This window comes from Mesorhizobium sp. WSM4828, from assembly GCF_055811175.1.
The window spans coordinates 19,927-45,698 of the sequence record NZ_JBVVQK010000006.1 but is presented as its reverse complement, the minus strand read 5'-3'; the positions used below and the strand labels follow the sequence as shown (position 1 = coordinate 45,698).

28 protein-coding genes are annotated in these 25,772 nt (G+C 63.6%); 11 read left to right on the top strand and 17 right to left on the bottom strand.

Annotation, left to right across the window (positions count from 1 at the left end):
* Positions 1-83 precede the first annotated feature (83 nt).
* From AC0L2X_RS09225 to AC0L2X_RS09210, 4 genes are read left to right on the top strand one after another with little or no spacing between them, the layout of a single operon-like run.
* Positions 84-800, top strand: coding sequence for a CerR family C-terminal domain-containing protein (locus AC0L2X_RS09225; RefSeq protein WP_473599611.1), 717 nt, complete (start codon positions 84-86; stop codon positions 798-800).
* Positions 797-1,750 (top strand): HlyD family secretion protein, encoded by a 954-nt coding sequence (locus AC0L2X_RS09220; protein ID WP_473599610.1) that lies wholly within the window; start codon positions 797-799, stop codon positions 1,748-1,750. Before AC0L2X_RS09225 ends, AC0L2X_RS09220 begins: the two co-directional genes overlap by 4 nt.
* Positions 1,747-2,667, top strand: coding sequence for an ABC transporter ATP-binding protein (locus tag AC0L2X_RS09215; protein ID WP_473599609.1), 921 nt, complete (start codon positions 1,747-1,749; stop codon positions 2,665-2,667). Before AC0L2X_RS09220 ends, AC0L2X_RS09215 begins: the two co-directional genes overlap by 4 nt.
* Before the next feature lie 8 nt (positions 2,668-2,675).
* On the top strand, positions 2,676-3,812 hold the full coding sequence (locus AC0L2X_RS09210) for an ABC transporter permease (RefSeq protein ID WP_352491266.1): 1,137 nt from the start codon (positions 2,676-2,678) through the stop codon (positions 3,810-3,812).
* Between the two features lie 35 nt (positions 3,813-3,847).
* Here the strand turns inward: AC0L2X_RS09210 and AC0L2X_RS09205 are convergent, their stop codons facing one another.
* The 3 genes from AC0L2X_RS09205 to AC0L2X_RS09195 form a co-directional block, all read right to left on the bottom strand.
* Complete coding sequence (locus AC0L2X_RS09205) at positions 3,848-4,501, bottom strand: glutathione S-transferase family protein (protein ID WP_473554008.1); 654 nt, start codon at positions 4,499-4,501, stop codon at positions 3,848-3,850.
* A 91-nt stretch (positions 4,502-4,592) separates the two neighbouring features.
* Complete coding sequence (locus AC0L2X_RS09200) at positions 4,593-5,570, bottom strand: threonine/serine dehydratase (RefSeq protein WP_473599608.1); 978 nt, start codon at positions 5,568-5,570, stop codon at positions 4,593-4,595.
* A gap of 202 nt (positions 5,571-5,772) precedes the next feature.
* Positions 5,773-6,090: a hypothetical protein gene (locus tag AC0L2X_RS09195; protein ID WP_023718860.1), complete on the bottom strand. Its 318-nt coding sequence runs from the start codon at positions 6,088-6,090 to the stop codon at positions 5,773-5,775.
* A 182-nt stretch (positions 6,091-6,272) separates the two neighbouring features.
* On the opposite strand from AC0L2X_RS09195, the gene mbfA reads away from it, so the two are divergent.
* Entirely contained in the window at positions 6,273-7,256 is a 984-nt protein-coding gene (gene mbfA, locus AC0L2X_RS09190; RefSeq protein ID WP_473554005.1) for an iron exporter MbfA, read from the top strand.
* 6 nt (positions 7,257-7,262) lie between these two features.
* Here the strand turns inward: mbfA and AC0L2X_RS09185 are convergent, their stop codons facing one another.
* The 3 genes from AC0L2X_RS09185 to AC0L2X_RS09175 all read right to left on the bottom strand — a co-directional run bounded on the left by AC0L2X_RS09185 (position 7,263) and on the right by AC0L2X_RS09175 (position 8,248).
* Positions 7,263-7,607: an antibiotic biosynthesis monooxygenase family protein gene (locus AC0L2X_RS09185; protein ID WP_473599607.1), complete on the bottom strand. Its 345-nt coding sequence runs from the start codon at positions 7,605-7,607 to the stop codon at positions 7,263-7,265.
* Positions 7,604-7,936: an NIPSNAP family protein gene (locus AC0L2X_RS09180; protein WP_473599606.1), complete on the bottom strand. Its 333-nt coding sequence runs from the start codon at positions 7,934-7,936 to the stop codon at positions 7,604-7,606. Before AC0L2X_RS09180 ends, AC0L2X_RS09185 begins: the two co-directional genes overlap by 4 nt.
* 96 nt (positions 7,937-8,032) lie before the next feature.
* Positions 8,033-8,248 (bottom strand): DUF1127 domain-containing protein, encoded by a 216-nt coding sequence (locus AC0L2X_RS09175; RefSeq protein ID WP_473599605.1) that lies wholly within the window; start codon positions 8,246-8,248, stop codon positions 8,033-8,035.
* A gap of 68 nt (positions 8,249-8,316) precedes the next feature.
* Between AC0L2X_RS09175 and AC0L2X_RS09170 the strand changes: the two genes are divergently transcribed.
* Entirely contained in the window at positions 8,317-8,991 is a 675-nt protein-coding gene (locus AC0L2X_RS09170; RefSeq protein ID WP_473599604.1) for an ArsR/SmtB family transcription factor, read from the top strand.
* A gap of 120 nt (positions 8,992-9,111) precedes the next feature.
* On the opposite strand, the gene ligD is transcribed toward AC0L2X_RS09170, so the two are convergent.
* The 3 genes from ligD to AC0L2X_RS09155 all read right to left on the bottom strand — a co-directional run bounded on the left by ligD (position 9,112) and on the right by AC0L2X_RS09155 (position 13,107).
* On the bottom strand, positions 9,112-11,613 hold the full coding sequence (gene ligD, locus AC0L2X_RS09165; RefSeq protein WP_473599603.1) for a DNA ligase D: 2,502 nt from the start codon (positions 11,611-11,613) through the stop codon (positions 9,112-9,114).
* Positions 11,614-11,622: 9 nt separating this feature from the next.
* Positions 11,623-12,474, bottom strand: a complete 852-nt coding sequence (ku, locus tag AC0L2X_RS09160) for a non-homologous end joining protein Ku (protein WP_473599602.1) — start codon at positions 12,472-12,474, stop codon at positions 11,623-11,625.
* A 126-nt stretch (positions 12,475-12,600) separates the two neighbouring features.
* Positions 12,601-13,107 (bottom strand): YciE/YciF ferroxidase family protein, encoded by a 507-nt coding sequence (locus AC0L2X_RS09155; protein ID WP_352469066.1) that lies wholly within the window; start codon positions 13,105-13,107, stop codon positions 12,601-12,603.
* A 408-nt stretch (positions 13,108-13,515) separates the two neighbouring features.
* Here AC0L2X_RS09155 and AC0L2X_RS09150 point away from each other — a divergent pair, with 408 nt between their 5' ends.
* The 3 genes from AC0L2X_RS09150 (at position 13,516) to AC0L2X_RS09140 (ending at position 16,101) form a co-directional block, all read left to right on the top strand.
* Positions 13,516-13,662 (top strand): hypothetical protein, encoded by a 147-nt coding sequence (locus AC0L2X_RS09150; RefSeq protein ID WP_023718851.1) that lies wholly within the window; start codon positions 13,516-13,518, stop codon positions 13,660-13,662.
* Between the two features lie 257 nt (positions 13,663-13,919).
* Complete coding sequence (locus tag AC0L2X_RS09145; protein ID WP_473599739.1) at positions 13,920-14,300, top strand: thiol-disulfide oxidoreductase DCC family protein; 381 nt, start codon at positions 13,920-13,922, stop codon at positions 14,298-14,300.
* 49 nt (positions 14,301-14,349) lie between these two features.
* The gene (locus tag AC0L2X_RS09140) at positions 14,350-16,101 is read left to right on the top strand and encodes a DUF4166 domain-containing protein (RefSeq protein ID WP_473599601.1); all 1,752 of its coding nucleotides are present in this window, start codon (positions 14,350-14,352) and stop codon (positions 16,099-16,101) included.
* On the opposite strand, the gene AC0L2X_RS09135 is transcribed toward AC0L2X_RS09140, so the two are convergent.
* From AC0L2X_RS09135 to AC0L2X_RS09125, 3 genes are all read right to left on the bottom strand, one after another.
* Positions 15,990-16,373, bottom strand: coding sequence for a DUF1850 domain-containing protein (locus AC0L2X_RS09135; RefSeq protein WP_352491192.1), 384 nt, complete (start codon positions 16,371-16,373; stop codon positions 15,990-15,992). The genes AC0L2X_RS09140 and AC0L2X_RS09135 overlap by 112 nt on opposite strands.
* Complete coding sequence (locus AC0L2X_RS09130) at positions 16,370-18,466, bottom strand: TRAP transporter permease (RefSeq protein ID WP_473599600.1); 2,097 nt, start codon at positions 18,464-18,466, stop codon at positions 16,370-16,372. The genes AC0L2X_RS09135 and AC0L2X_RS09130 overlap by 4 nt, the downstream gene beginning before the upstream one ends.
* Positions 18,467-18,607: 141 nt before the next feature.
* Entirely contained in the window at positions 18,608-19,567 is a 960-nt protein-coding gene (locus AC0L2X_RS09125; RefSeq protein ID WP_473599599.1) for a TAXI family TRAP transporter solute-binding subunit, read from the bottom strand.
* A 257-nt stretch (positions 19,568-19,824) separates the two neighbouring features.
* Between AC0L2X_RS09125 and AC0L2X_RS09120 the strand changes: the two genes are divergently transcribed.
* Together AC0L2X_RS09120 and AC0L2X_RS09115 are read left to right on the top strand one after the other, a co-directional pair.
* Positions 19,825-20,178, top strand: a complete 354-nt coding sequence (locus tag AC0L2X_RS09120) for a YciI family protein (RefSeq protein ID WP_023718846.1) — start codon at positions 19,825-19,827, stop codon at positions 20,176-20,178.
* On the top strand, positions 20,178-21,434 hold the full coding sequence (locus tag AC0L2X_RS09115; protein ID WP_473599738.1) for an RNA polymerase sigma factor: 1,257 nt from the start codon (positions 20,178-20,180) through the stop codon (positions 21,432-21,434). Before AC0L2X_RS09120 ends, AC0L2X_RS09115 begins: the two co-directional genes overlap by 1 nt.
* Before the next feature lie 15 nt (positions 21,435-21,449).
* Here AC0L2X_RS09115 and AC0L2X_RS09110 read toward each other — a convergent pair whose 3' ends face one another.
* From AC0L2X_RS09110 to AC0L2X_RS09090, 5 genes are all read right to left on the bottom strand, one after another.
* Entirely contained in the window at positions 21,450-22,073 is a 624-nt protein-coding gene (locus AC0L2X_RS09110; RefSeq protein WP_473599598.1) for a glutathione S-transferase family protein, read from the bottom strand.
* Positions 22,074-22,249: 176 nt separating this feature from the next.
* Complete coding sequence (gene cysK / locus AC0L2X_RS09105) at positions 22,250-23,230, bottom strand: cysteine synthase A (protein ID WP_023718844.1); 981 nt, start codon at positions 23,228-23,230, stop codon at positions 22,250-22,252.
* Positions 23,231-23,396: 166 nt separating this feature from the next.
* Positions 23,397-24,014, bottom strand: a complete 618-nt coding sequence (locus AC0L2X_RS09100) for a LysE family translocator (protein ID WP_473553983.1) — start codon at positions 24,012-24,014, stop codon at positions 23,397-23,399.
* 87 nt (positions 24,015-24,101) lie between these two features.
* Entirely contained in the window at positions 24,102-25,457 is a 1,356-nt protein-coding gene (locus tag AC0L2X_RS09095) for a PQQ-dependent sugar dehydrogenase (protein WP_352491198.1), read from the bottom strand.
* Between the two features lie 99 nt (positions 25,458-25,556).
* Complete coding sequence (locus AC0L2X_RS09090) at positions 25,557-25,754, bottom strand: hypothetical protein (protein WP_023678983.1); 198 nt, start codon at positions 25,752-25,754, stop codon at positions 25,557-25,559.
* Between the last annotated feature and the right edge of the window lie 18 nt (positions 25,755-25,772).

Genomic DNA, 25,772 nt, shown 5'->3' with positions numbered 1-25,772 from the left:
GGCACTAAAGCGCCCACAGCCAGAGTTGGCAAGTCGCTTGACCGCACTTGACTTTAATCATTCGATTGATTAAATTATCGGCCATGATCAAATCGTCCAGCGCCAGCGGCCTTCCTCATGAGGCGCCCAAGACCGCCGCAGATATGACGCGGACGGCACTCGTGCACGCGGCGCTAAAGCTGTTCGGACGGCAGGGTTTCGACGGCACATCGACGCGCCAGATCGCGGCTGAGGCCAAGGCCAATATCGGCTCGATCGCCTATCATTTCGGCGGCAAGGAAGGGCTCCGCAACGCGGCGGCCGACTACATCGTCGACACCATCCAGACCGTTGCCGGGCAGGCGATCGGCAATCTGCAAGCGCCGCCTGCGGCATTGGCGGACACCGAGGCCGCGCGGGCACATTTAGCCGTAGCACTGGAGCGGATGGTCGCCTTCATCGCGGCAAGGCCGGAAGCCGGCGAGATTGTACAGTTCGTCTTGCGCGAGCTGTCGCATCCAACCGCCGCGCTCGACCGTATCTATGACGGCGTGTTCGAACCGGCGCATCACCGGCTCTGCCTGATCTGGGAACAGGCGACGGGCGAGCCGGCCGAGAGCGAGCGCACTAAACTCACCGTATTCACGCTGATCGGCCAGGTCGTCTATTTCCGCATCGGCCGCGAGGCGGTCATGCGCCGGATGGGCTGGCGCGAGATCGGCGACGACGAGGCCGGCAGGATCGCGGCAACAGTAACCGACAATCTCAGCGCGATTTTAGCTCGGCGCGATTTGGCTGTCCGGAAGGATCGTGGATCATGAGCCTGCTCTGTTCTTTGCCGCTTGCCGCCCAGCTTTTCAGCGCCTGCGCGCCGGCAGCACCGCTCGCCGTCGGCTACGTCGAGGGCGATTATGTGCTGCTGGCACCGATCGAGGTGGCGCAGGTCGAGACGATTGCGGTCAAGCGCGGCGACCGCGTCGCGCCCGGCACGCCGGTGGTGACGCTGGAAAACGCTGACGCCAAGATCGCCATCGCACAAGCCGAGGCGGCCCTCGCGCAGGCCCAGGCGCAACTCGCCGACCTGCAGGTCGGCAAACGGCCGGAAGAGATCGCGGTGCTCAAGGCGCAGGTCGACATGGCCAAGGCGCAAGCCGCCGACGCCAAACGCCGTTACATCCGCGCCAGTGATCTGTTCAAACGCGGCACCGGCACACAGGCCGACTACGACACGGCTTCCGCGACGCTGGAGACGGCCAACGCGCAGGTCGGCCAGGCGGAGGCCAATCTCGCGGTCGGCGGCCTGCCGGCACGGCCCGAGACGATCAAGGCCGCCGGCAATCAGGTCAGGCAGGCGCGATCGGCGCTGGAACAAGCGCAATGGCGGCTGTCGAAGCGCGTGCTGACGGCGCCCTCGCCCGGCCGGGTCAACGATGTCATCCGCTATCCGGGCGACACGGCCGGGCCGACCGCGCCGGTCATCTCCATACTGCCGGACGGCGCGGTGAAGCTCAGCGTCTATGTGCCGGAAAGCGCGTTCTCCTCGGTCGACGTCGGCACGCTGCTCAACGTCCATTGTGACGGTTGCGGATCGGGCGTGAAGGCACGCGTCAGCTATGTTTCGCCGGATCCGGAATTCACGCCGCCGGTGATCTACTCGCTCGAGACCCGGCAAAAGCTGGTCTATCTGGTCGAAGCGCGGCCGGAGGGCGACGCCAGCGCATTGCAGCCCGGCCAGATCGTCGACGTCGATCTGGCGGTCATCGGAAAATGAACGTCATCGACGTGCACGGCCTGGTCAAACGCTTCGGCGACAAGACCGTCGTCGACCATGTGACGATGACGGTGGCCGAGGGCGAGATCGTCGGCTTCCTCGGGCCGAACGGCTCAGGCAAGACGACGACCATCCGCATCATGTGCGGCTTGCTGACGCCGGATGAGGGTGAAGGCACGGTTCTGGGCTTCGACATCCGTACCGACAGCCTGCGGATCAAGCGCGAAGTCGGCTACATGACGCAGAGATTCTCGTTCTACGAAGACCTGACGATCGGCGAGAATCTCGAATTCGTGGCACGGCTGTACCGGCTGAAGCCGCTCGACGAGCATGTGGCTAAGACACTTGAGGAGCTCGGCCTGACATCGCGCAGGAACCAGTTGGCCGGCACTCTGTCCGGCGGTTGGAAGCAGCGGCTGGCGCTGGCCGCCTGCATCATGCACAAGCCGAAACTGCTGCTGCTCGACGAACCGACGGCTGGCGTCGACCCGAAGGCGCGGCGCGAATTCTGGGACGAGATCCACCGGCTGGCCAGCGGCGGGCTGACCGTGCTGGTCTCCACCCATTACATGGACGAGGCCGAGCGCTGCCATCGCATCAGCTACATCTCCTATGGCAAGATGCTGGCCACCGGCACGGTCGAGGACGTGGTGAGGAACGCTGGCCTGACCACCTTCGTCCTGCAAGGGCCGCAGCTCGATCAGGTCGCTGCCGCACTTCATGGCCGCCGCGGCGTCGATCAAGTGGCGCCGTTCGGCGCGACGCTGCATGTCGTCGGCTCCGACAGGACGGCGCTTCAGGCAGCGCTCGCCGACGTCGAGAAAGACCACAAGGACGTCAGGGTCTCGCCCGGCGAGACCAGCCTGGAGGATGTGTTCATCCAGTTCATGTCCGGTTCGAAGGACAACATGGGATGAAAAACGGGATAAACAGCATCTTTTCCTTCGCCAGGCTGGGCGCGCTGCTGATCAAGGAGTTCATCCAGATGCGGCGCGACCGCATCACCTTCGCCATGATGCTCGGCGTGCCGCTGATGCAGCTGGTGCTGTTCGGCTATGCCATCAACAACGACCCGAAGAGCCTGCCGGCAGCGCTGGTGGTGATGAGCAGCGATCCTTACACGCGAGCCATGGTTTCGGCGCTGCAGACCACCGGCTATTACCGCTTCGACCATGTCGCGCAAAGTGCCGCCGAAGCCGAATTCCTGATGGCGCGCGGCGACGTTGCCTTCGTCGTCACCATTCCCGCCGATTTCGCCCGACGGGTCGAGCGTGGCGACAGCCCGCAGATCCTGATCGAGGCGGATGCGACCGACCCGGCCGTCGCCAGCGGCGCCATCTCGACGCTCGGCACCGTCGCCAACCAGGCGCTGCTCAGGGCACGCGGCATGCAGGAGACGGCGGCCGAAGCCGCCCGGGGCCAGCTCCAGGTGGTGGTGCACCGGCGCTACAATCCGGAAGCCGTATCGCAATACAACATCGTGCCCGGCCTGCTCGGCGTCATCCTGCAGATGACGATGGTGATGATGACCTCGATCGCGCTGACGCGTGAGACCGAGCGCGGCACGATGGAGAACCTTCTGGCGATGCCGTCCAGCCCGCTCGAGATCATGCTGGGCAAGGTGCTGCCCTATCTGGCGGTCGGCGCCGTGCAGGTGCTGGTGGTGCTGGCGGCCTCAAAGCTCCTGTTCGCCATCCCCTTCACCGGATCGATGTCGCTGCTGTTGACCGCCGTCCTGATCTTCGTGCTGGCGCTGGTGCTGCTCGGCTACACGATCTCGACGATCGCCCGCACGCAGATGCAGGCCCTCCAGCTCACCTTCTTCTTCTTCCTGCCGTCGATCATGCTGTCCGGCTTCATGTTCCCCTATCGCGGCATGCCGGACTGGGCGCAGATTTTCGGCGAGGTGCTGCCGCTGACGCATTTCCTGCGCATCATCCGCGCGGTGATGCTGAAGGGCGCCGAGCTGCCGGCGGTGGCAACGGAAATCGGTTGGCTGGTGGTGTTCGTGGCGCTGTTCGCCGGCATTGCGCTGGTGCGGTTCCGCCGGACGCTGGATTAGGGTCAACGCAATCAGCTTGCGCAAATGATCGAGATTCACACGGTCTTGGCCTGGCCCGGGACCGGTGTCAGTTCGGGTGCACTGAGCCCTTCGAAGGGATCGCGCCAGGCGTCGATTTCTTCAAGCTGCCGATACCAGCGGCCGACAGAAGGATAATCATCAAGAGGCAATCGGGCGACGTCGTTGAAGGGCAGAAACGTCGCCATTCGAAAGTCGGCATAGGAAACCGAATTTCCGACCAGCCAGTCTCGCTCGGAAAGCTCGGCATCAAGTATTGCGGCGGCGGTGCTGAAGTCGCTCAGGCCCTCCTCAACCCGCGCCTGATCGATCGGGCCGATCCCATAGCGCTGTTTGGTTCCGCGTTCGAAATGCACGACGTCGCAGGCTCTTGCGAAGTTCTCTTTCCCCCAACTCAGCCATCGGATCATCTCGGGCTCGTCGTCGCCGGTGCGCCAGAAATGCGAATGCGTGTCGCGTGAAAGCCGGCAGGCTATGGCGTCGGCCTCCCAGAGGCTTTTTCCCGAACCTACAAGGATGGGCAATGAAAGATTTGGATTGAGCGGCCGAAAGCGCTCGGCCTGCCCCGGAGCGAAGGGCGAGGCGAATTCGAACTCGACCTTGGCTTTGAGATACCGTGCCACCGCGACCGCGAGGCGAGGATTGGGATTGCGGCTGAAGAACAGTTTCATTGATCTCAGTCTTTGAAGGGTACCAGTTCGACTAACGCAACGGAGGCTGGAGCGCCTCGAACCGGCACATGACCTGGAATTGGTTGCTATCTTAGCCGGCAGCAATGATCTCGGCATAGGTGCTGAGATCGACATTGCCGCCGGAGAGCACCACGGCAATGGATTTCCCGGCAAGGTCGATCTCGCCCGACGACAGCGCGGCCAAGCCGACGCAACCGCCAGGTTCGACCACCAGCTTCAGGCAAGCCATCGCATCGCGCATCGCCTGTGCCACCGCCTTGTCGGAAACGGCGATGGCGCCAGCGAGGTTCTTGCGGTTGACCTCGAAAGTGATCGCGCCCGGCTCGGCGACGAGAAGGGCATCGCAGATCGAAGTGTGGCCGGGCGCGTTCGACACCCTGGCGCCTTTGATCAGCGAGCGGCGTGTGTCGTCGAAATGCTCGGGTTCCACCGCCCAGACTGCGGTGCCCGGCGAGGCGTCCTTGACCGCGATCGAAATGCCGCTGCTCAACCCGCCGCCGCCGCAGGGAACCACTACCGCATCGAGGCTGACGCCAAGCGCTCTTGCCTGGCGCATCAATTCGAGGCCGATCGTGCCCTGGCCGGCGATGATGGCCGGATCGTCGTAGGGCGGCACCAGGACCATGCCCTTTTCCACGTAAGAACGGACGACGGCAGTGCGATCGTCGCGGACCCGGTCGAAGGTGATCACTTCCGCGCCCATCTTCCTGACATTGCCGACTTTCATCGCCGGCGCATCGGTGGGCATGGCGATGACGGCCTTGACGCCGAACATCGCCGCCGCGGCGGCAACGCCTTGCGCGTGATTGCCCGACGAGAAGGCGACGACGCCGCGGGCGCGTTCTTCCGCCGAGAGCGAGGAGAGCTTGTTGTAAGCGCCGCGGAACTTGAACGAGCCGGTGCGCTGCAACGTCTCCGGCTTGAACAGGATCCTGGCGCCGAAGCGCTTGTTCAGCTCCGGCGATTCGATCAGCGGCGTTTCGACGATCAGTCCGGACAACCGCACTGCTGCGCTGTGAATATCGGCGATGCCGGGAGGGGTGGTCATGGCTAGGTCCTGCAAGAGATGAGACCGCCTATGTGCACGGAATGGGAGGCGGCGCACCAATGAAAAAATGTGACCGTTACAATTCGTCTTTGGAGGCGGGGGTGGGGCGGGACTGTCCCATCGCCTCCTCGGCCCTCCGCCATGCATTCGGTCGCTTCAATCGACAAATCGTTGTCGATTGATCGGCATAGCCTGCCGCTCCTCACCCCAACAGCGTCTTTTGCCGTTTGGGGCCGCCCATCTTGCGCCACGTGTTGAAGCGGTGGGTGGCGGCGGCGAATGAGATCTTCATCTGTTGGGCGACCGAATAGCGCGACTTGCCCTCGTCGAACAGCCGGTAGCAGCACTCGACGCCCTCCTCGGTCAACTTGCCGTCGGGAGCCTTGTTGTGCGGATTGGCGGGATCGAATTTTTCGACCTGCTGCTCGACCAGGCCTTTCAGGCGCTGCAGATCCGCCTCAATGTTAGCGATCAGGTCGAGAACCGGTTTGGGATCAAACGGCTGCTGTTTTTCCGGCATCTGCGGCGTTCCTTTCTCTTGGTTGAGATTCGGTTATATACGTGAACGTTTGCCGATAGCAACAGGCGACGTGTTCGGGATTTTAAAGCCTGTACCTTTTGAGCATGAGCGGAGCGCACACGATTGACCGGCGACGCGCGAGGTCATAGTTTAGAACTATTCTAAACTAGGGTGAATTTCTCATGCTTTCCCGCGTTTTCGGCATCGGCCGCCGTCCCTTTGAGTCGCTCTCGGAACAGGAGATCCTGGCGCTCGCCATCTCCTCCGAGGAGGATGACGGGCGCATCTATCGCGCCTATGCCGACGGGCTGGCGGAGAGCTTTCCGCAATCGGCCAAGGTGTTCGAGGAGATGGCGGAGGAGGAGGACGGCCATCGCGATTCGCTGATCGAGCTTTACCGCAAGCGTTTCGGCGAGCGCATACCGCTGATCCGGCGCGAACATGTGAAGGGCTATTACGAGCGCAAGCCGGACTGGCTGGTGAGGCCGCTCGGCATCGATCATGTGCGCAGCCAAGCCGAGGCCATGGAGCGGCAGGCCTACCTGTTCTACGTCGAGGCGGCCAAACGCACAGGCGATGCGTCGACGCGAAAGCTGCTCGACGACCTGGCGATCGCAGAACAGGGCCACGAGACACTGGCGCAGCGGCTGGAGCAAAAGCATGTGCCGGGCGCGGTCAAGGACGAAGAGGCGGCAGCCGAGCAGCGCCAGTTCATCCTGACCTACGTGCAACCGGGGCTGGCCGGGCTGATGGATGGGTCGGTCTCGACGCTGGCGCCGATCTTTGCCGCCGCCTTTGCCACGCATGACACGTTCCAGACCTTTCTGGTCGGGCTTGCCGCCTCGATCGGCGCTGGCATCTCGATGGGTTTCACCGAGGTGGCTTCCGACGACGGCAAATTATCTGGCCGCGGCTCGCCGGCAAAACGCGGGCTGACCGTCGGCGTCATGACGACGCTGGGCGGGCTCGGCCATGCGCTGCCCTATCTCATCCCGCTTTTTTGGACGGCGACCATTGTCGCCGCCGTGGTGGTTTTCTTCGAGCTGTGGGCGATCGCCTTCGTGCAGAACCGCTATATGCAGACGCCATTCTGGCGCGCCGCCTTCCAGGTGGTGCTGGGTGGCGCGCTGGTGTTTGCGGCAGGGGTGCTGATCGGGAATGCATAGCGGTCCCTATCCGTTCACCACCCGGCTATCTGCTGGCGCCTCGGCGCGTTCGGTCAGGCCGTAGTCGCGCACGACATGAGCGATGCGCAAACGATAGTCCGCAAAGATACCGCCGCGCCCGGCCTTCTGCGCCTGCCGATGTTCCGGCGTGTTGCGCCAGGCCTTCACCGCGTCCTCGTCTCGCCAGAAGGACAGCGACAGGATGCGGTTCGGATCGGCAAGGCTCTGGAAGCGCTCGATCGACAGGAAGCCGTCGATGCCGTCGAGCAGTGGGCGCAGGTCGGCGGCGATGCCGAGATAGGCATCGCGCTTGCCCGCCGCCGGCTCGACCTCGAAGATGACGGCGATCATGGCTTCACCAAAGGAGCATGCGGCCCGGAGGCCAGCTTGAGGAAGATGCGGTCCTCCTTCAGGATGAATTTTTCCCGCCGGGCGAACTCGTAATTCGCCTTGCCGGCGGGATCGGCGGCGAGCCGGGCGCGGTAGGCTTCGTAGGCCGCAAGACTGTCGATGTTGTAGGCGGCATAAGCCGTGGTGGCCGAGCCATCGTGCGGCGCGAAATAGCCGATCAGATCCGCGCCGCAGCGCGGGATCGCCTGCCCCCAATTGCGTGCATATTCCTCGAACGCCGCCTTGCCGAACGGATCGATCTCGTAGCGGACGAAGCAGGTGATGGTCATTTTCGCCTCCTTGGCGGTGGATGTTTTCTTGCGGTCACAGTTCGAGCCGGATCGAAACGTTCCGAAGATCGATATGCTAGGCAAATCCCTCGCTGATCATGCCTGCCAGAACGATTTCGCGCATTCGCGGCGGACGTCTTCAGGTGTCAGGCCAAGGTCACGCAGCAGATGATCGTCGATCTCGGCAAGGTCGAGACGCTGCAAATGACGGTCGTACCACCGCTTCAGGAGCCGCAGCCGCAGGCGGCGCAAGACAACGAACGGGAACGGCCGGCGAGCAGGCGCGGCGCTGAGAATGGTCCTTGCAGGCATTGTCGTCTCCTTGATCTGCATCGAGATTAATGCTTGTCTGACGAGGATGCTTCGATGAGGAACGAACTATGCGCGAAGGACCTGACATAGCCCGCATTGCCAGCTTGGTGGGCGATCCGGCGCGGGCAAACATGCTGTCCGCACTGATGGGCGGCACGGCACTGACGGCGAGCGAACTGGCACTCGAAGCCGGCGTGTCGCTGCCGACGGCGAGTTCCCATCTGTCGAAGCTGATAGAAGGCGGGCTGCTGACGCTGGCGAGCCAGGGACGGCACCGCTATTACGGCCTCGCCGGCCCGCAGGTGGCAGGAATGATCGAAGCCATCACCGGCGTTGCCGCCGCGGTCGGGCCGCAGAGGGTACGACCCGGCCCTCGCGACGCGGCCATGCGCGTGGCGCGGGTCTGCTACGACCACCTCGCCGGCGAGCAGGCGGTGGCGATGCTGGACCGTCTTGTCGCTCGACAAGTGCTCCTGCGCGATGATGAGGAGATTCAGCTTGGGCCGTCGGCCGCCTCGCATTTCGCCGCGATCGGCATCGACATCCATACCAAAGCGCGGCGACCGGTGTGCCGGGCCTGCCTCGACTGGAGCGTGCGGCGTTCGCACCTTGCCGGCACGCTGGGCGCCGCCATTCTCGACAAGATCCTCGCCGAAAAATGGGCGCGGCGCGAGAAGGACAGCCGTGCCGTGATCTTTTCACCGGTAGGCAAGCAGGTCTTCGAGAAGACGTTTCTCGCCTGACAGATCGCTTCGACGCGCTAGAACGCGTTCGTCGTTTCACAAACGCTGAACCGCTCTAGCTTTTTTGTTTTGACGCATGTCGTTATCGCAAAACCGCTGCACACTTTTGCGCAACATGCATTAGCCGCGCTTGAGCGGCTTGGCTTGCTTGAAAAAATCCGCCCAGGGATCGGCGTGCCCGAGCCGCTTCAGCGTCGTCTTGTCGCCGATCGGAAAGGCGTTCGGCGGCAATCCGGCCTCGATTTCCGCCCAGGTCACCGGCATCGATACCGTGGCGCCTTTTTTGGCGCGCGACGAATAGGGGGCGACGGTGGTGGCGCCGCGGCCATTGCGCAGATAATCGACGAAAATCTTGCCCGTGCGCGCCTTCTTCGACAGCGTCGCCGTGTAGCGGTCGGGTGCCGCCTGTTCGAGCGCTCGGGCGAACTCGTGGGCGAAGCCTTTGACCTCGTCCCAGTCCGCCGACGGCTTCAGCGGCACGAGGACATGATAGCCCTTGCCGCCCGAGGTCTTGACGAAATTCGGCAGGGACAGTTCGTCGAGCCGGCTGCGGATATCGAGCGCCGCGGCACGCACCGCCTTCACGTCGACACCCTCGTCGGGATCGAGATCGAAGATGATCTGGTCGGGTTTTTCCAGCTCGTCCGTGGTCGAGCCCCAGATGTGGATCTCGACGACGCCGAGCTGCACCAGGGCCACGACACCGTCGAAATCGCGGATGAACAATATCTCCTCGCCGTCGGTGGGATCCTTCATCACGGCGATCTTGTCGTGCATGCCGGCCGAGGCATGTTTTTGGAAGAACCGTTGGCCGCCAACGCCGTCCGGCGCCCGCACGAGGCTGAGCGGCCGGTTGATGACGAATTGCTTCATGCGCGGCCAGACCAGCGCGTAGTGATCGACCAGATCCTGCTTCGATACGTTCTCCTCGGGCCACAGAAGCTTGTCGGGGCGGGACAGCGTAACCGAGGTTTTCGCCGCGCCTGCGGCTTTGGCGGGCTTTGGCTTCGGCTCTGCCGTGGCTGAGCGTGCTTTCGGTTTCTCCTGCACGACTTCCTCCGCCGGCTTGTCCTCGCGCAATCCCTGGAACGACGCGTGGCGTATTATACGGTCCGACGTCCAACTGCGAAACTCCACTTCGCCGACAAGTTCGGGCTTGACCCAGACCAGCCCCTTGCCCCTTGGCACCGGCATGTCGAAAGGCGAGGTTGTCGTCTTCAGCACATCAAGCCTCTTCTTCAGCTCGTTGGTGCTTTTGGCGGTGAAGCCGGTGCCGACGCGGCCGGCATAGCGCAGCTTGCCGCCCTCGTGATAGCCGACCAGCAGCGAGCGCAGGCCCCGCCCGGTCTTGTCCGACGGCATGTAGCCGCCGATGACGAATTCCTGGCGCGCCGTGCATTTCGACTTCACCCACGAGGGAACACGGCCGCTGCGGTAGGGCGCTTCGGCGCGCTTGGAGACGACGCCTTCGAGGCCCAGGCGGCAAGCGTGCTCCAGCATGATCTTGCCGGGCTCGGCAAAGTGGTCGCTGAAGCGCACGGCCTGATCCTCGGCCTGTCCGGCGAGCAAAGTGCGCAGCCTTTCCTTGCGCTCGACCAGCGGCTCGGAACGGATATCCTCACCGTTGAGACGCAACAGGTCGAAGACATAGTAGATGAAACGGTCCGTACGGCCGGCCGACAGATCTTGCTGAAGCAGCGAGAAGGACGACACGCCATTATCCGCCAGCACGACGATTTCGCCGTCGATGATCGCATCGGTGCATTTCAGGCCGCCAAGTGCCGCGACAATTGCGCCACCGAATTTGTCGGTCCAGTCGAGGCCGGCACGTGTCAAAAGCCGCACCTCGGTGCCGGCAAGCTGCGCCTGCATGCGATAGCCGTCGAACTTCACCTCATGCAGCCAGTCCTTGCCGGGCGGCGCGTCTCGCTCCAGCGTTGCGAGCGCCGGTTCGATGAATTCGAGCCGCCTTGCCGCGACAGCCTTCGCTTTGCTGGCGGCCGGCCTGTCGGACTGCCAGACGCTTGGCTTCTTGCCGTCGGCGGTCTTGCCTTCGCCGACCTCCTCGATGGTCAGACCGGATTTCACCGATTGCGGCGCCTCCTGCAAAATGTCCTCGCCCGGACGCGCGGCGGCATCGTCGGATTTGATCAGCAACCAGTTGTCACGCTTTTCGCCCGGACGCGGCTTCAGCCGCACCAGATGCCAGGCGCCATGCAATTTGTGGCCATGCAGTTCGAAACTGATATGGCCTTTCTTCATCGCCTTTGCCGGGTCGCCATCGGGAACCCAAGTTCCCTCGTCCCAGACAATGACCGAGCCGCCGCCATATTGGTCCTTCGGGATAGTGCCTTCAAACGGCGCATAGTCGATCGGGTGGTCCTCGACATGCACGGCGAGCCGCTTTTCGTGCGGGTCGAGGCTCGGGCCTCGCGTCACCGCCCAGCTCCACAGCACACCGCCATGCTCGAGGCGAAGGTCGTAGTGAAGCCTGGTGGCGGCATGCTTGTGGATGACGAAAATGCCACCCGGCTCGGCTTTCTTGCCGCGCGAAACCTTGCCGGCCGGTTCGGCCGTCTTCTTGAAATTGCGCTTGGCGTGATACTGCTCGAGGCTGGCCATGGTCTGATCCTAAGCAGATTTGCGCCGAGCAGCTTTGGACTTGGCGCCCTTTGCCGGGCGTCCGGTCTTTGCCGGCGCACCGGCTTCCGACGAAAGGCTCTTCCTCAGTGCATCGAAGAGATTGACGACGTTGGAGGGCCGTGGTTCCGCCTTTGTCTTCGGTGCCTTCTTGCCGGCCTTCTTGGCGCGGACCAGCTCGATCAGGGCGTTTTCGTATTTGTCCTCGAATTCGGAAGGATCGAACTTCGCCTGTTTCTCATCGACGATGTGTTCGGCCAGTCTGATCATCTCGGCGTCGGTCTTCACCGGCTTGATGTCGCCGAACACCATCTCGGGCCTGCGAACCGTATCGCCATAGCGCAGCGTCGTCAGCAGCAGACCCTTGCCCAATGGCTCGATGACCACCGGACGTTCGCGGCGATAGAGCACAATGCGGGCTAGCCCCGCCGTCTTCTTGGCGGCCATGGCGTCGCGGATGACGGCGAAGGCCTCTTCCGAGACCTCGTCAGCAGGCGTCACATAGTAGGGCGTATCGAGATAGATCTGCTGGATCGAGGATTTTTCGATGAACCCATCGAGGCTCATCGTATGCGAGGATTCGATCTGCACGGCTTCGATCTCCTCCTCCTCGATTTGAACGAAGTCGCCGTCGCCGATCTCGTAGCCCTTGATCTCGTCGCCTTCATCGAGCGGCTTGCCGCTTGCCGAATCGACATAGACGCGTTTGACGGTATTGCCGGTCTTGCGGTTGAGCACGCGGAACGAGACTTTCTCGGCCTGGGTGACGACATTGGTCAGTTCGACGGCGCAAGTGACCAGCGAAAGCTTGAGATACCCTCTCCAGGCGGGGCGCGGCGCCATGACAAACTCCCTGCGCGACAACGTTCAACCCAGAACGGGCAAAGTCCGTTCCGGTTCCGGCGGCGCAAAAGGCAAGTCCGGGGTTTAGGCCCAGCCTTGCCTTGAACTCAATTCTCTATCGCTGCCCTACTCGGCGGCTTGCAGGTTGATCTTGCTTTCCGCCATCTCGGTAAGCTTGCGGTCGGTCGCCTGTTCCTCCTTGAGATTGTTGGCCAGCACATTGGCGCAGTCGCTGCGGCCCAGTTGCTTGGCCCAGGCAATCAAGGTGCCGTAACGGGTCATTTCATAATGCTCGACCGCCTGGGCCGAGGCGATCAGCGCAGCGTCGAGGACCTCCTTGTCGGCGATGTCGCCGCTGACGTCGTCGGCCTCTTCGAGAATGCCGTCGATGGCCGGGCAGTCGACCTGCTTGGCCTTCACACCGTGCAGTTCGAACACCTGCTCGACACGCTGGATATGACCCTTGGTCTGGGCGAGATGTTTCTCAAAGCCGGCTTTCAGCTGCGGATCACTCGCCTTGTCGATCATCTTCGGCAGCGATTTCTCGATCTGTTTTTCAGCGTAATAGATGTCGCGCAGCGTGTGCACGAACAGGTCGTCGAGTGTTTTGATATCCTTCGAAAAGAAGCCCATGGCCTTTGCCTTTCCATTGCTCTTGCAGTTTCGGATTTTTGGCTGCGGCCCAACCCGAGCACCACAGCCTGCGGAACCGGTTCGTCCCGGCACTGGGAAATCAACGTGCGGCTGACGGGCGGGTTCCTGGTTTTCCGGCCGCGTGCACGGAAATTTCGCGGTCCAGCAAAAACCTGAAACAAAACCGCGCCTCTGCGACATTCAGGCGAAACATATGTGATGCAAAAGTCACACTGGGCGAAATGCCGACGGACTGCATGGAAACACCGCGAATCAGCCGCATTCCAGCCATGAACAAAGGCATTTTCGACCAGAGATTAACATCGCGTTCACCGACTATTCACGCCTGGACGCTATGATCCCCGCAATTCGGAAGGGACATCCGAAACGGGACAGGGACCGAGTAAAATGAGCTTCTGGAATCAAATCGCCGGCTATGCCGCCGCCATCCGCGAATTCGTCGCGCCGACCTATCGACCCGAGCGCTATTACATGCGCGGCCCAGGCCCCGCCTGCGCGCGCCGTGGCAACACGCTTGGGATCAGCGTGCACTGATGATGAGCATGGAGAGCCGTCACGACAGCCGTATCTGCCGGCCCGACGCCGACAATCGGTCGACGACCTATCGCGCCGAGCGCCCTGCGCTGACCGACAGACGGCGTGCGACAACGCCAAACCTCTAGCATTCCGGGCTTTGATCCAGCCGCCGGCAGGCCTAGTGTCGCCTGACACCAGCTGCCGGGCGCCCCGTGATCGTCAAGCCGAACCATTCTCCTGAGCCGCCAGAATTCGAATCGAGTCGCCCGTTGATCGTGTTCGACGGTATTTGCGTGTTGTGCTCGGGCTTTGTGCGCATGGTGGTGAAGCTCGACCGCAAGGGCCGCTTCCATTTCGTAACGGCGCAGTCGCGCTTCGGCGAGATGCTGTTCAAGAAATACGGGCTGCGGACGGATCGCTACGAGACCAATCTCGTCATCGTCGATGGCGCCGCTTTCACCCGCCTGGACAGTTTCGTTGCCATCATGGCCGAACTCGGCTGGCCGTGGCGAGCGGCGCGGATCCTGCTGCTGTTGCCGCGCCCGCTTCGCGACTGGCTCTACGACCGCATCGCAAAGAACCGCTACGCGCTGTTCGGCAAGAAGGACGATTGTGAAATCCCTTCCGCCGAGGTGAGGGCAAGATTGATCGGCTAGGTTCGTTGCCCTGGCCGGGAGCGGGCGGGCCATTTTGGGGGAACTGCGGATGAAGGTTCTTGTCGTCGGCGGCTATGGCACCTTTGGCGGTCGCACCGTCGAGCTTCTGGAGGGCGAGCCGCGTCTGATCCTCGTCGTCGCCGGGCGCTCGTTCGCCAAGGCTGACGCGTATTGCAAGAAGCGTGCCCCGACAGCAGCCCAGCTGGTGCCGGCACTGTTCGACCGTGACGGCGATCTTGCCGCGCAACTCGCTGCATTTGAGCCCGATATCGTAGTCGACGCGAGCGGTCCGTTCCAGGCCTATGGCGAGGGACGCTATCGCCTGATCGAGGCCTGCATCGCCCGGCGCATCAACTATCTCGATCTAGCCGACGGCTCAGATTTCGTCGCCGGTGTCTCTGCGTTCGACGAGGCTGCGCGAAACGCCGGCGTCTTCCTGCTGTCCGGCGTCTCGAGCTTTCCGGTGCTGACGGCGGCGGCGGTGCGCCGCCTGTCTTCGGACCTGACGCGGGTCGACGGCATTCGCGGCGGCATCGCGCCTTCGGCCTTTGCCGGTGTCGGCGGGAACGTCATTCGCGCTATCGCCGGTTATGCCGGTCAGCCGGTGCGGCTTGTTCGCAACGGCCGTGCCGAACAAGGCCGTCCGTTCACCGAACAACTGCGCTACACTATCGCGCCGCCTGGCCGGCTGCCGCTTCGAAACACGCTGTTTTCGCTTGTCGACGTTCCCGACCTGCGCGCCTTGGCCGAACTTTGGCCGGAGGCGAGGACCATCTGGATGGGAGCCGGGCCGGTACCCGAAGTGCTTCACCGCGCCCTGATCGGCCTCGCCTGGCTGGTGCGCGCCGGATTGATCGGTTCGCTTTTGCCGCTGGCGCCGCTGATGCATCAGGCAACGAACCGGCTGCGCTGGGGCGAGCATCGCGGCGGCATGTTCGTCGAGGTGGAGGGATCGGACCAGGCGGGCGCCATCGTCAAGCGCTCGTGGCATCTCTTGGCCGAGGGCAATGACGGGCCGCTGATCCCGTCGATGGCGGTCGAAGCACTGGTCCGCAAAGCGCTGGCCGGACAACAACCGGCGCCGGGCGCACGGGCGGCGGTGCGCGATTTGGAGCTCCGGGATTACGAGGCCCTGTTCGCCGGGCGGACGATCTACACCGGCTTCAGGAACGGGGCCGCGGACGAGGACAAGCGGCTTTATGCCGAGCTGCTCGGTGCCGCCTGGCAAGGTCTTCCCGAGGCAATACGGTCAATGCATGACCGTACGATCACGGCCGCAGGCCGCGCGCGCGTCGATCGCGGGCGCAATGTTCTTGGCCGGCTAATGGCCTGGATGGTCGGCTTCCCCGGGGCAAGCGAGGACATCCCGGTTCATGTCCGCTTCGACACCGACAAGGACGGCGAGACCTGGACGCGGACCTTCGGCAAGCACAGTTTTTCGAGCCTGCAGGTCGCAGGCCGGGGTCGATCGCAGCGCCTGCTGTGCGAACGCTTCGGCCCGCTGACCTTCGCGATGGCACTGGTTGCCGAGGACGGCCGGCTGGCACTGGTCTTGCGCCGCTGGAGCTTTTTCGGCCTGCCGCTGCCGATGTGGCTCGGTCCACGCACGACTTCCTACGAAACGGTGGAGGATGGCCGCTTCCGCTTCCATGTCGATATCTCGCATCCGCTTGCCGGCATGATCGCCCGCTACCGCGGCTGGCTGGATCCCACCGGCCCGCACGGCTCCAGCGAGATCGTGTCGCCTGCCACCTTGCCAAGTTCGCGGCAGTCCTGCGCCGTGCACAGCGTCCAGCCCTGACCCGTGGCGCCCGAGGCGGCGAGCACCAGGCGCCGCTGTGGCCCGACCTTGGGCGAATAGACCCACCAGCCGTCGCGCAGTGCCGAGCCTTGCGGCGGCTCCATCCCGGCGCCCGATCCCTTGATGCGGGCCTCGACGAGCTCCAGGCCGGACGGCAGCACCTTCCAGTCTTCCTGCCACTGGGTCTTCTCCACCGAATGCACCCAGGACAGCGTGAAGGCAGCGACCGCGAGCGTCACCGTCTTGCCGGCCGCCACGATGCAGAGGCTCATGCCGAGTTGGCCAGCGAAGCCTGCCGCGCGCGCCAGCAGTGCCAGCCGATCCAGGCAAGAGACAGCACCCAGCCCGCCTCGTCGGTGAGCGGCAGTGCCGCAACCAGCAGCACGCCGGCGGCGAAGGCGACGAGGCGTTCCCACCAGGCCATGCGCCGGGCGAGAAAGCCGACGGCGGCGGCACCCCACAGGACGATGCCCATGCAGGCCTTGATGACGATATAGGTAACCTCGACGGGATAGCCGAACTGGGCGGCGATCGGGCCGGGGTCCTGCAGCATCAGCGCCGGGGTATAGACCGCCATGAACGGCACCACGAAGCCGGCAATGGCAAGCTTGGTGGCCTGGATGCCGATCTTGAGGCCGCTTTCCTTGGCCATGGGTGCGGCGGCGAAGGCGGCTAGCGCCACAGGCGGGGTGAGATCGGCCATGATGCCGAAATAGAAGACGAACATATGGCTGACCACCAACGGCACGCCGAGCGACAGCAGCGCCGGCCCGGCCAGCGACGAAGTGGTGATGTAGTTGGGAATGGTCGGTATGCCCATGCCGAGCACCAGGCAGGTGAGCATGGTCAAAAGCAGCGACAGGAACAGATTGTTCTCGCCGATCGAGATGATCCAGCCGATGAAGGTCGAGGCGATGCCGGTGAGCGTCAACGTGCCGATGACGATGCCGACAATGGCGCAGGCAATGCCGACCGGCAGCGCGTTCTTTGCTCCCTCGGCAAGGGAATCCACGCATATGCGCAGCGTCTCGCGCCCGCCTTTGAAAGTGAGGCAGGCGACAACCAGCACGGCGATGACCAGGCTGAGGATGTCGACGCCGAATTTCATGAAGGAAGCCGCGGCAAGCCCGAGCGCCAGCCAGAAGACGATGCGGAAGGCGAGCGGCCCGATCGATGCCGCAAGCGGCGTGCCGAGGATGAGCACAATGGTCAGCGCCAGGCCCATGGTGCCGGCGAATACCGGTGTGTAGCCGGCAAACAGCAGGTAGATCAGTGCTGCGAGAGGCAGTACCAGCGGCCAATGTTGTCTCACCGCATCCCACGGATTGGGCAGGTCGGCCTTGGCCATGCCGTGCAGGCCGGCCTTGCCGGCTTCCAGGTGCACCTGCCAGAAACAGGCGCCGAAATAGAGCAGCGCCGGAATGATCGCCGCCTTGACCACCGCGGCATAGGGGATGTTCAGGGTCTCGGCCATGATAAAGGCAACCGCGCCCATCACCGGCGGCATGATCTGGCCGCCCATCGAAGAGGTCGCCTCGACGGCGCCGGCGAACGCCGAGCGGAAGCCGAAGCGCTTCATCAGCGGGATGGTGAACTGGCCGCTGGCCACGACATTGGCGACGCCGGAGCCGGAAATCGTGCCCATCAGCGCCGAGGACAGCACGCAGACCTGCGCCGGGCCGCCGCGCCATGAGCCGACCAGGCCAAGCGCAAAATCGTTGAACAGCGCGATCATGCCGGCGCGTTCAAGAAACGCGGCGAAGACGACGAAGATGAAGATGTAGGCGGCCGAGACATAGATCGGCGTGCCGTAAATGCCTTCGGTGCCAAAAGCGAAGGTGTCGACGAGCTGGGAGAAATCATAGCCGCGATGGATGAAGGGCGGCGGCAAATGATTGCCGACAAAGCAATAGGCAAGGAAGATGAAGGCAATGACCGCGAGCGGCAGCCCCATCAACCGCCGCGCCGCCTCGAAAACCAGCACGACCAGCACCGCGCCGACGATCAGGTCAGGCGTGGTGAGGAAGCCGGAGCGGCGGATGAGGTCGGCATAGAACACCCAATTGTACAGACCGGTGGCGAAGCCAAGCACGCCGAGCGTCCAGAACACTGCTTTCGCCGGGACGCTTTTGGCGCGCAGATTGGCGATTAGGGCAAAGCCGAGCAGCAGCAGGAAGCCGACATGCATGGCGCGTACGACCTGGCTCGGCAGGCTGCCATAGGCGGCGATGTAGATCTGGAAGATGGAGAAGGCGATGGCGATAAAAAAAGCCGCCTTGCCGGCGATGCCTTCGCCGAAGCCCGGCGGCAATCCTTCGACAGGAGCTTCCGCTGTGGGGGAAAGAACGGTCGGGGTTGCGGTCATTAGCGGGTTCCTGGCGGGGCGCGCTCCAGCGAAGCGAGGCGGGTGGGGTCGATGCGGCAGTGCGCGGCCTCAACCGACCGTACCCATCCATCCGCCTGCGGCAGCTGTCCACCTTCTCCTCAAAGGGGGAGGGATGGCTCCTTACTTCACCAATCCCTTTTCCTTGTAATACCTCTCGGCGCCTGGATGCAGCGGCACCGGCATGCCGTCGAGCGCCTTGGCCGGGTCGATCGCCTTGGCGGCGGCGTGGGCAGCGGTGAGCTGGTCGAGATGCTCGAACAGCAATTTGGTCATCTGGTAGGCGGTCTCGTCGGAGACATCGGCGCTGGTGATCAGGAAATTGCCGACGGCGGCGGTCGCGACATCCTCGGTCTGGCCCTCATAGGTGCCCTTGGGGATGACCACGGACAGATAGGGCGAGCCGATCTTGGCGACGTCCTCCGCCGGCACGGCAACGATGTTCACCGGCACCGAGGTGGCGAGATCACGGATCGACGCGACCCCAAGGCCAGCCGATTGCAGCGTGGCGTCGAGCTGGCGGTTCTTGATCAGCTCCACCGATTCGGCGAAGGGCAGATATTCGATCCGCCCGAGGTCTTCGTATTTCAGCCCGGCAGCGGCAAATACCGTGCGGGCGTTGAGCTCGGTGCCTGAGGCCGGCGCGCCGACCGACAAGCTCTTGCCCTTGAGATCGGCGAGCGTCTTGATGCCGGATTCCTTGCTGGCGACGATCTGGATGTAGTTGGGATAGATGGCGGCGATGCCGCGCAGCTTGTCGAGCTTGCCTGGGAAGCCGGCTTCGGTATTGCCTTCGGCGGCCAGCTTGACGGAATCGCCGAGCGCAAAGGCGATCTCGCCCTTGCCCTGCTGCAGCAGGTTGAGGTTTTCGACTGACGCTTTCGTCGCCTGCACCTGGGTGCGCGCGCCTTCGATGCCCTTGCCATAGATTTCCGATAGCGCGACGCCGAGCGGATAGTAGACGCCGGACGTGCCGCCGGTCAGCACGTTGATGAATTCCTGTGCCTTGGCCGATACCGCGCCAAGGCCAAGCGACAGCGACAGCACGCCGGCTGCAACAAATTTCGTCCTGAAATCGAGCATGCGATTTCCTCCCTGAAAATTCGCCGCCGTGCCCTCCTCTGCGGCACGAAGCGAGGCGAGTTTAGACAGCGGGCGGGAAATGCCAACCCGCAATAAGCAGCGATTAGACGAACGGCTAAGCAGTGCCCCAGCACATCGGCGCTTGCGCGAGGTCGCATCGCGGCCGAAAGATTTTTCCAGCGCCTGTCGAAATCGGGCAGGGCCGCGCGACATACGTCCGGCTCGCAACGATGCGGCCTTAGAAACGGGAGAAGACGATGCGATACATGCTTTTGATCTACGGAAACGAAGCGGGGATGGCAGCCGCGCCGGCAGACGCGGTGACACAGATGTCGAGCGCCTATGTCGCCTATACCGAAGCGTTGAAGAAATCTGGCGCCTGGCTCGCAGGCGACCGGCTGAAGCCGACGCAATCCGCTACCTCTGTGCGGATGGCCAATGGCAAGACCAACGTTCTCGACGGCCCCTATGCCGACACCAAGGAGCAGCTTGCCGGCTTCTATATGATCGAAGCGGAGGACGTCGACGCGGCCATTGCCTGGGCGGCGCGCTGCCCGGGCGCCAGCACCGGCACCGTAGAGGTGCGGCCGATCTGGGAACTCACCATGTGATGCCGGAACTGCCCGATACCGCGCGGGCGGCGGCGGAAGCGGCCGCCCGGCAAAGCTACGGCAAGCTGGTCGCATATCTCGCCGCACGCACGCGCGACGTGGCCGCTGCCGAGGACGCCTTGGCCGATGCCTTTGCAGCGGCGCTCGAGCGTTGGCCACAGGCGGGCGTGCCCGACAAGCCGGAAGCCTGGCTGCTGGCAGTGGCACGCAAGCGCCGCGTCGACGCTGTCAGACGGCGACTGACAAGCGAGGCGGCCCGCGACCACCTTAGGCTGATCGCCGAGGAGATGGAGGCACGCGTGGCCGACGAAGATCTGCCGGACGAGCGGCTCAGGTTGATGTTTGCCTGTGCCCATCCGGCAATCGAGGCCGGCGTGCGAGCACCGCTGATCCTGCAGACGGTCCTGGGCTTCGACGCAGCGACCATCGCCTCGGCTTTTCTTGTCTCGCCAGCCACGATGAGCCAGCGCCTGGTGCGCGCCAAAATGCGCATTCGCGAGACAGGCATTCCGTTCCGCGTGCCGGAGCGGGCCGAGCTCGGCGAGCGGCTGGGCACCGTTCTGGAAGCAATCTACGCGGCGTTTGCCGAAGGTTGGTCCGACCCGGCCGGCACCGAAACGCAGCGCCGCAACCTAGCGACCGAAGGCATCTGGCTCGGCCGTCTGCTGGCGACGTTAATGCCGGACGAACCAGAAGCGCTCGGCCTGCTGGCGCTGATGCTGTTCGCCGAGGCGCGGCGTGCAGCCCGGCGCAACGCGGCGGGCGATTATGTGCCGCTGGCCGAGCAGGATCTTGCATTGTGGGACGACACCCTGATCGATGAAGCGGAGGCGCTGCTCGGGCGCGCGGCGACCAAGGGCGTTGTCGGCCGCTATCAGCTCGAGGCCGCCGTGCAGTCCGCCCATACGACGCGGCGGCTGACCGGTTGTACCGACTGGGTCGCGATCAAGGAGCTCTACGACGCGCTGTCGGTGATTGCCGGATCGCCGGTGGTGTCGATCAACCGTGCAGTGGCGATTGCCGAGGCCGAAGGTGCTTCGGCAGGATTGGGCGCGCTTGATCAACTCAGCGGCGACAAGCGGCTGTATGACTATCAACCCTACTGGGCCGCCCGCGCGGGCCTGCTGGCCAGACTCGGCAAAGTTCGGCAAGCGAGCGAGGCCTATGACCGGGCTATCGGCCTCGAACGCGATCCGGCCGTGCGCCGCTTCCTGCAGGAACGACGGGCAGGGCTCGGCCGCGTGGGAAGACACTGAGACAGGGCCGAGTGCTTAGGCCGGCCACATGTCGTGAGAGGCGTTCAGCCGCTTTATTACCGGATGTTCCCGCAACTTGGCCCACAGGCGTTCGATGTTCGGCCAAGCGGTTGGAACTGTCGCGACCTCCGGATGCCAGGCCACCAACATGACGAGATAGATGTCGGCCAGCGAGAGCCGGTCGCCGACCAGCCAGTCACGGCCCCCGAGGGCGGCATCGAGAACGGCGAAGCTGCGATCCAATTCCGAGACCGCCGCCTGTTTGACGGCGTCCACGCCGCCGGCGTCGGCCGTGTAGCGATCAGCGTAGAAGAACCGCAGGCTGGCTGGATAAATGACGGAGGACATGAAAAACATCCAGCGCAGGAAGTCGGCACGGTCAGGTGTGTTCGCGGCCGGCGCTAGAGCTGCGTCCGGGTGGCGTTCGGCCAACAGGACGCAGATCGCCGCTGATTCGGTCATCGAGCGTCCGTCCGGCAAAATCAGGACCGGCACCTGGTTCAATGGGCTGATATCTAAAAAGGCCTGATCGAGTCGGCCCTTCGGAACGTCGATCCGGTCGAAAGGCACGCCCGCCAAAGCGAGGGCCGCCTCGACGACAAAGCCGCCGGTATTGGCACGCGTATAGAGTTTGTACATGAAGTCCTCCGCCAGCCGGGCAGCGACGATTTGATAGGGAAGTGACTCGCCGCTCAAGCGAACGACGCCCGCCACAGGTGGTTTTTCAGCGGTCCACGCCGAAGCGTTGATACAGAACGTTTGATGCCGGAGGGCATCGCGAAGGATCGCTACGAACCGGTCAAAAACGCTCCTGTCTAAGCGCCCAATCCCTCGAACAGGATCGTCGAGAGATAGCGCTCGGCGAAGGAGGGGATGACGACGACGAGGTTCTTGCCCTTGTTCTCGGGCCGCGAGCCGACGACGATCGCCGCTTGCAGGGCGGCACCCGACGAGATGCCGACCGGCACACCTTCGAGCCGAGCGACGAGCCGTGCATTGGCAACCGAATCCTCGTTCGAGACCTTGACGATCTCGTCATAGATCGTCGTGTCGAGGATTTTTGGCGCGAAACCGGCGCCAATGCCCTGGATCTTGTGCGGGCCTGGCTGGCCGCCCGACAGCACCGGCGAAGCTTCCGGTTCGACGGCGACGACATGCACCGAGGGCTTGCGCTTCTTGAGCACCTGGCCGACGCCGGTGATGGTGCCGCCGGTCCCGATGCCGGCAACGAAGATATCGACTTCGCCATGGGTGTCGTTCCAGATTTCCTCGGCCGTGGTGCGGCGATGGATTTCCGGATTGGCCGGGTTTTCGAATTGCTGCGGAATGACAGCGTCGGGCAGCGTTGCCGCCAGCTCGTCCGCCTTGGCGATGGCGCCCTTCATGCCTTTCGGCCCCTCGGTCAGCACCAGTTCGGCACCGAGCAGCGCCAGCATCTTGCGGCGTTCGACGGACATGGTTTCCGGCATGGTCAGGATCAGCTTGTAGCCCTTGGCGGCGGCGGCAAAGGCGAGCGCGATGCCGGTATTGCCCGAGGTCGGCTCGATCAGGGTGGTCTTGCCGGGCGTGATCCTGCCCGAAGCCTCCAATGCCTCGATCATCGAAACGCCGATGCGGTCCTTGACCGAGGCGATCGGGTTGAAGAATTCGAGCTTGGCCAGCAGATTGGCGACGACACCCTTCTCCCTGGCGAATTTATCAAGCCGCACCAGCGGCGTGTCACCGATCGTCTCGGTGATCGAATTGTAGATGCGGCCGCGGCCGGGCACGTGTGTGGGGGTGGCGGGCTTGTTCATTGATTTTCCTCCCAAAGGTCAAGCGGCAAGAGTCGGGGCGGGCATAGGATAGAGCCATCCACCGCGCAAGATAGGCTGTCGATCGAAAATATCCGAGTGAAGTTCGTGCTGAATACCCCCGCCCTTGCAAGGCGTGGCAATCCTTGGGCGGATTGGCGAAAGAGATCTATTGGCGGGCGGCAATTGCCGCCGCCGCACCGACCATGAAGCCGGCGGCGGTGCGGTTGAGTGCCCTCAGCGCCCGCGGCGACTTCAGGAACCATCGCGCCTTGGCCGCCAGCGCCAGATAGGGCACCAGCACCACGAGCAGGACGACGATCGTGATCGCGACGAGGATGCCGTAATCGGCCAGCGTGATCGTCTTCAGATCGACGATGGTCGGGGTGATGGCGAGATAGAAGATCATCGTCTTCGGATTGCCGAGCGTGACCGCGAGGCCGGCTACGAAGCTGGATGCCAAGCCGCCCTTGCCTTTTTTCGCCTCTACCGTCTCCGGCGTGATGCCGCTCGTCCAGAAACGCCAGCCAAGAAAAGCGAGGTAGGCGACGCCCAGCCATTTGATGGCCAGGAAGACCATGCCGAAGGTTTGTGCGACGAAAGCCAGGCCGAGCACCACGGCAGTGAGATAGGTCAGGTCGCCGAGCATCAGCCCGAACGACATGGCCAGCGACGAGCGGAAGCCGGAACCCAGCGCACGCGCAACAAGCGCGGTGACGCCTGGGCCGGGGATGGCTGCGGCGATGCCGAGGGCGGCGCTGTAGGCGAGGAACCCGGTGAGCGTCATGATTCGCGCTTGTCGCACAATGTTGAAGTTGGGTGAATTCCCTCGGGCCGGATTCGATTGCGCCAGCGCAGCAGGCGACACCGCCGTTCAGGAGCGGCCGTCTTCGTAGGTAACGCGCCAGATGGTGCCGTTACCGTCCTCTGTGACGATCAGCGAGCCGTCCTTGGCCATCGCGACACCGACCGGGCGGCCCCAGACGGCGTCGTTCGAGATGACGAAGCCGGTCATGAAGTCCTCATATTCGCCGGTCGGCTTGCCATCCCTGAATTTGAGCCTCACCACCTTGTAGCCGGTCCTGGCGCCACGGTTCCACGAACCATGCATGGTGACGAAAGCGTCACCCTGATAATCCGCCGGAAAGTTCTTGCCGTCGTAGAAGGCCATGTTCATCGGCGCCGAATGCGCCTGCATCAGTACATCGGGGACAGTGGCCTTGCTGGCGAGGTCTGGCCGCTCGCCCTGATGGCGCGGATCCTCGTTATTGCCGATGTAGTACCAAGGCCAACCATAGAATCCGCCGTCCTTGACCGCAGTTGCAAATTCGAACGGCACGTTGTCGCCGAGTTCGTCGCGCTCATTGACGACGCACCACAATGCGCCGGTGGCGGGCTGCACGGTCATGCCCGTACAGTTGCGCAGGCCGGTGGCGACCGTTCGGGGATTTTTCCCATCCGGATCGAAGGCGAGCACGTCGGCACGGCCGTCCTCGGAGCCCCAGGCCGCCCCGAGCGGCTTTGATTTCGCCCAGGCGTCGAGGCCGCTATCCGGCTCCTTGCCTATGTCCTCGGCGACGTTCGAGGCGGAGCCAACCGACAAATAAAGCGTTTTGCCGTCCTGCGAGAAGGCGATGTCGCGGGTCGTATGACCGCCCGACGGGATTTTGGCGACAATGGTTTCTGGTTTGCCGGATGTCTTCAGGTCGCCATCGCGATAGGGGAAGCGGACGATGCTGTCGCTGTTGGCGACATAAACCCATTGCGGTTTGTCTCCTGGCGGATAGAAGGCGATGCCGTAGGGATAATTGAGCCCCTTGGCGAAGATCGCTTTCTCGATGGGCTTGGCGCTGCCCTCGGCGAGACGATAGACGCGTATTTGGTCGGCATGGCTGTTGGCAACAAACAGGTCGCCATTCGGAGCGACGCGCACGACACGTGGATTGACGATGCCGGATGCGATCATTTCGGCCGAAAAGCCCGGCGGCAATTCTGGCTTGGCGCTTTCGGGCCGTTCCGCCACGCCGGCGCCGTTCGAAGCGGATTGGGCGGGGTCGGCTGCCGGCATGTCTTGCGGCCCGATCAGGCGGCGGACGCCAGGCCTGTCGGCGTGCCAATCGCCGAACGCGGCTTCGCCTTTGAGCACATTCTGGTCCGCCTGCTGGGCGGCTGCCGGTGTCGCAACAAGGAGGGCAGCGGCAACGGCCGCAAAGCCGCCAGATCGGATCATCAACGTCCTCCGGGATTCGCCTCGAACAGGGCAAACGGCATCAGGTATTGATCGTTCCAAGCGGTCGTCCAGCACACGAGGATTTGAAGCCGAACCCGTTCAGTTGCCAGAGGCGTAAAAGTCGTCGTCGAGGCGCTTTTCCAGCGCGACCAGATCGGCCGGCAGCGGCAAGCCCATCGCCCGCATCTCTTGCAGCTTCTCGCGCAACTGCTCTTGCACCTCGTGCTGATCCTCCGGCTGGTTGATCATTTCTTCGAGCAGCAGACTGATCTGGGCCTTGAACGATTCCAGCGCCATTCTTTTCTCCTCCTTGCG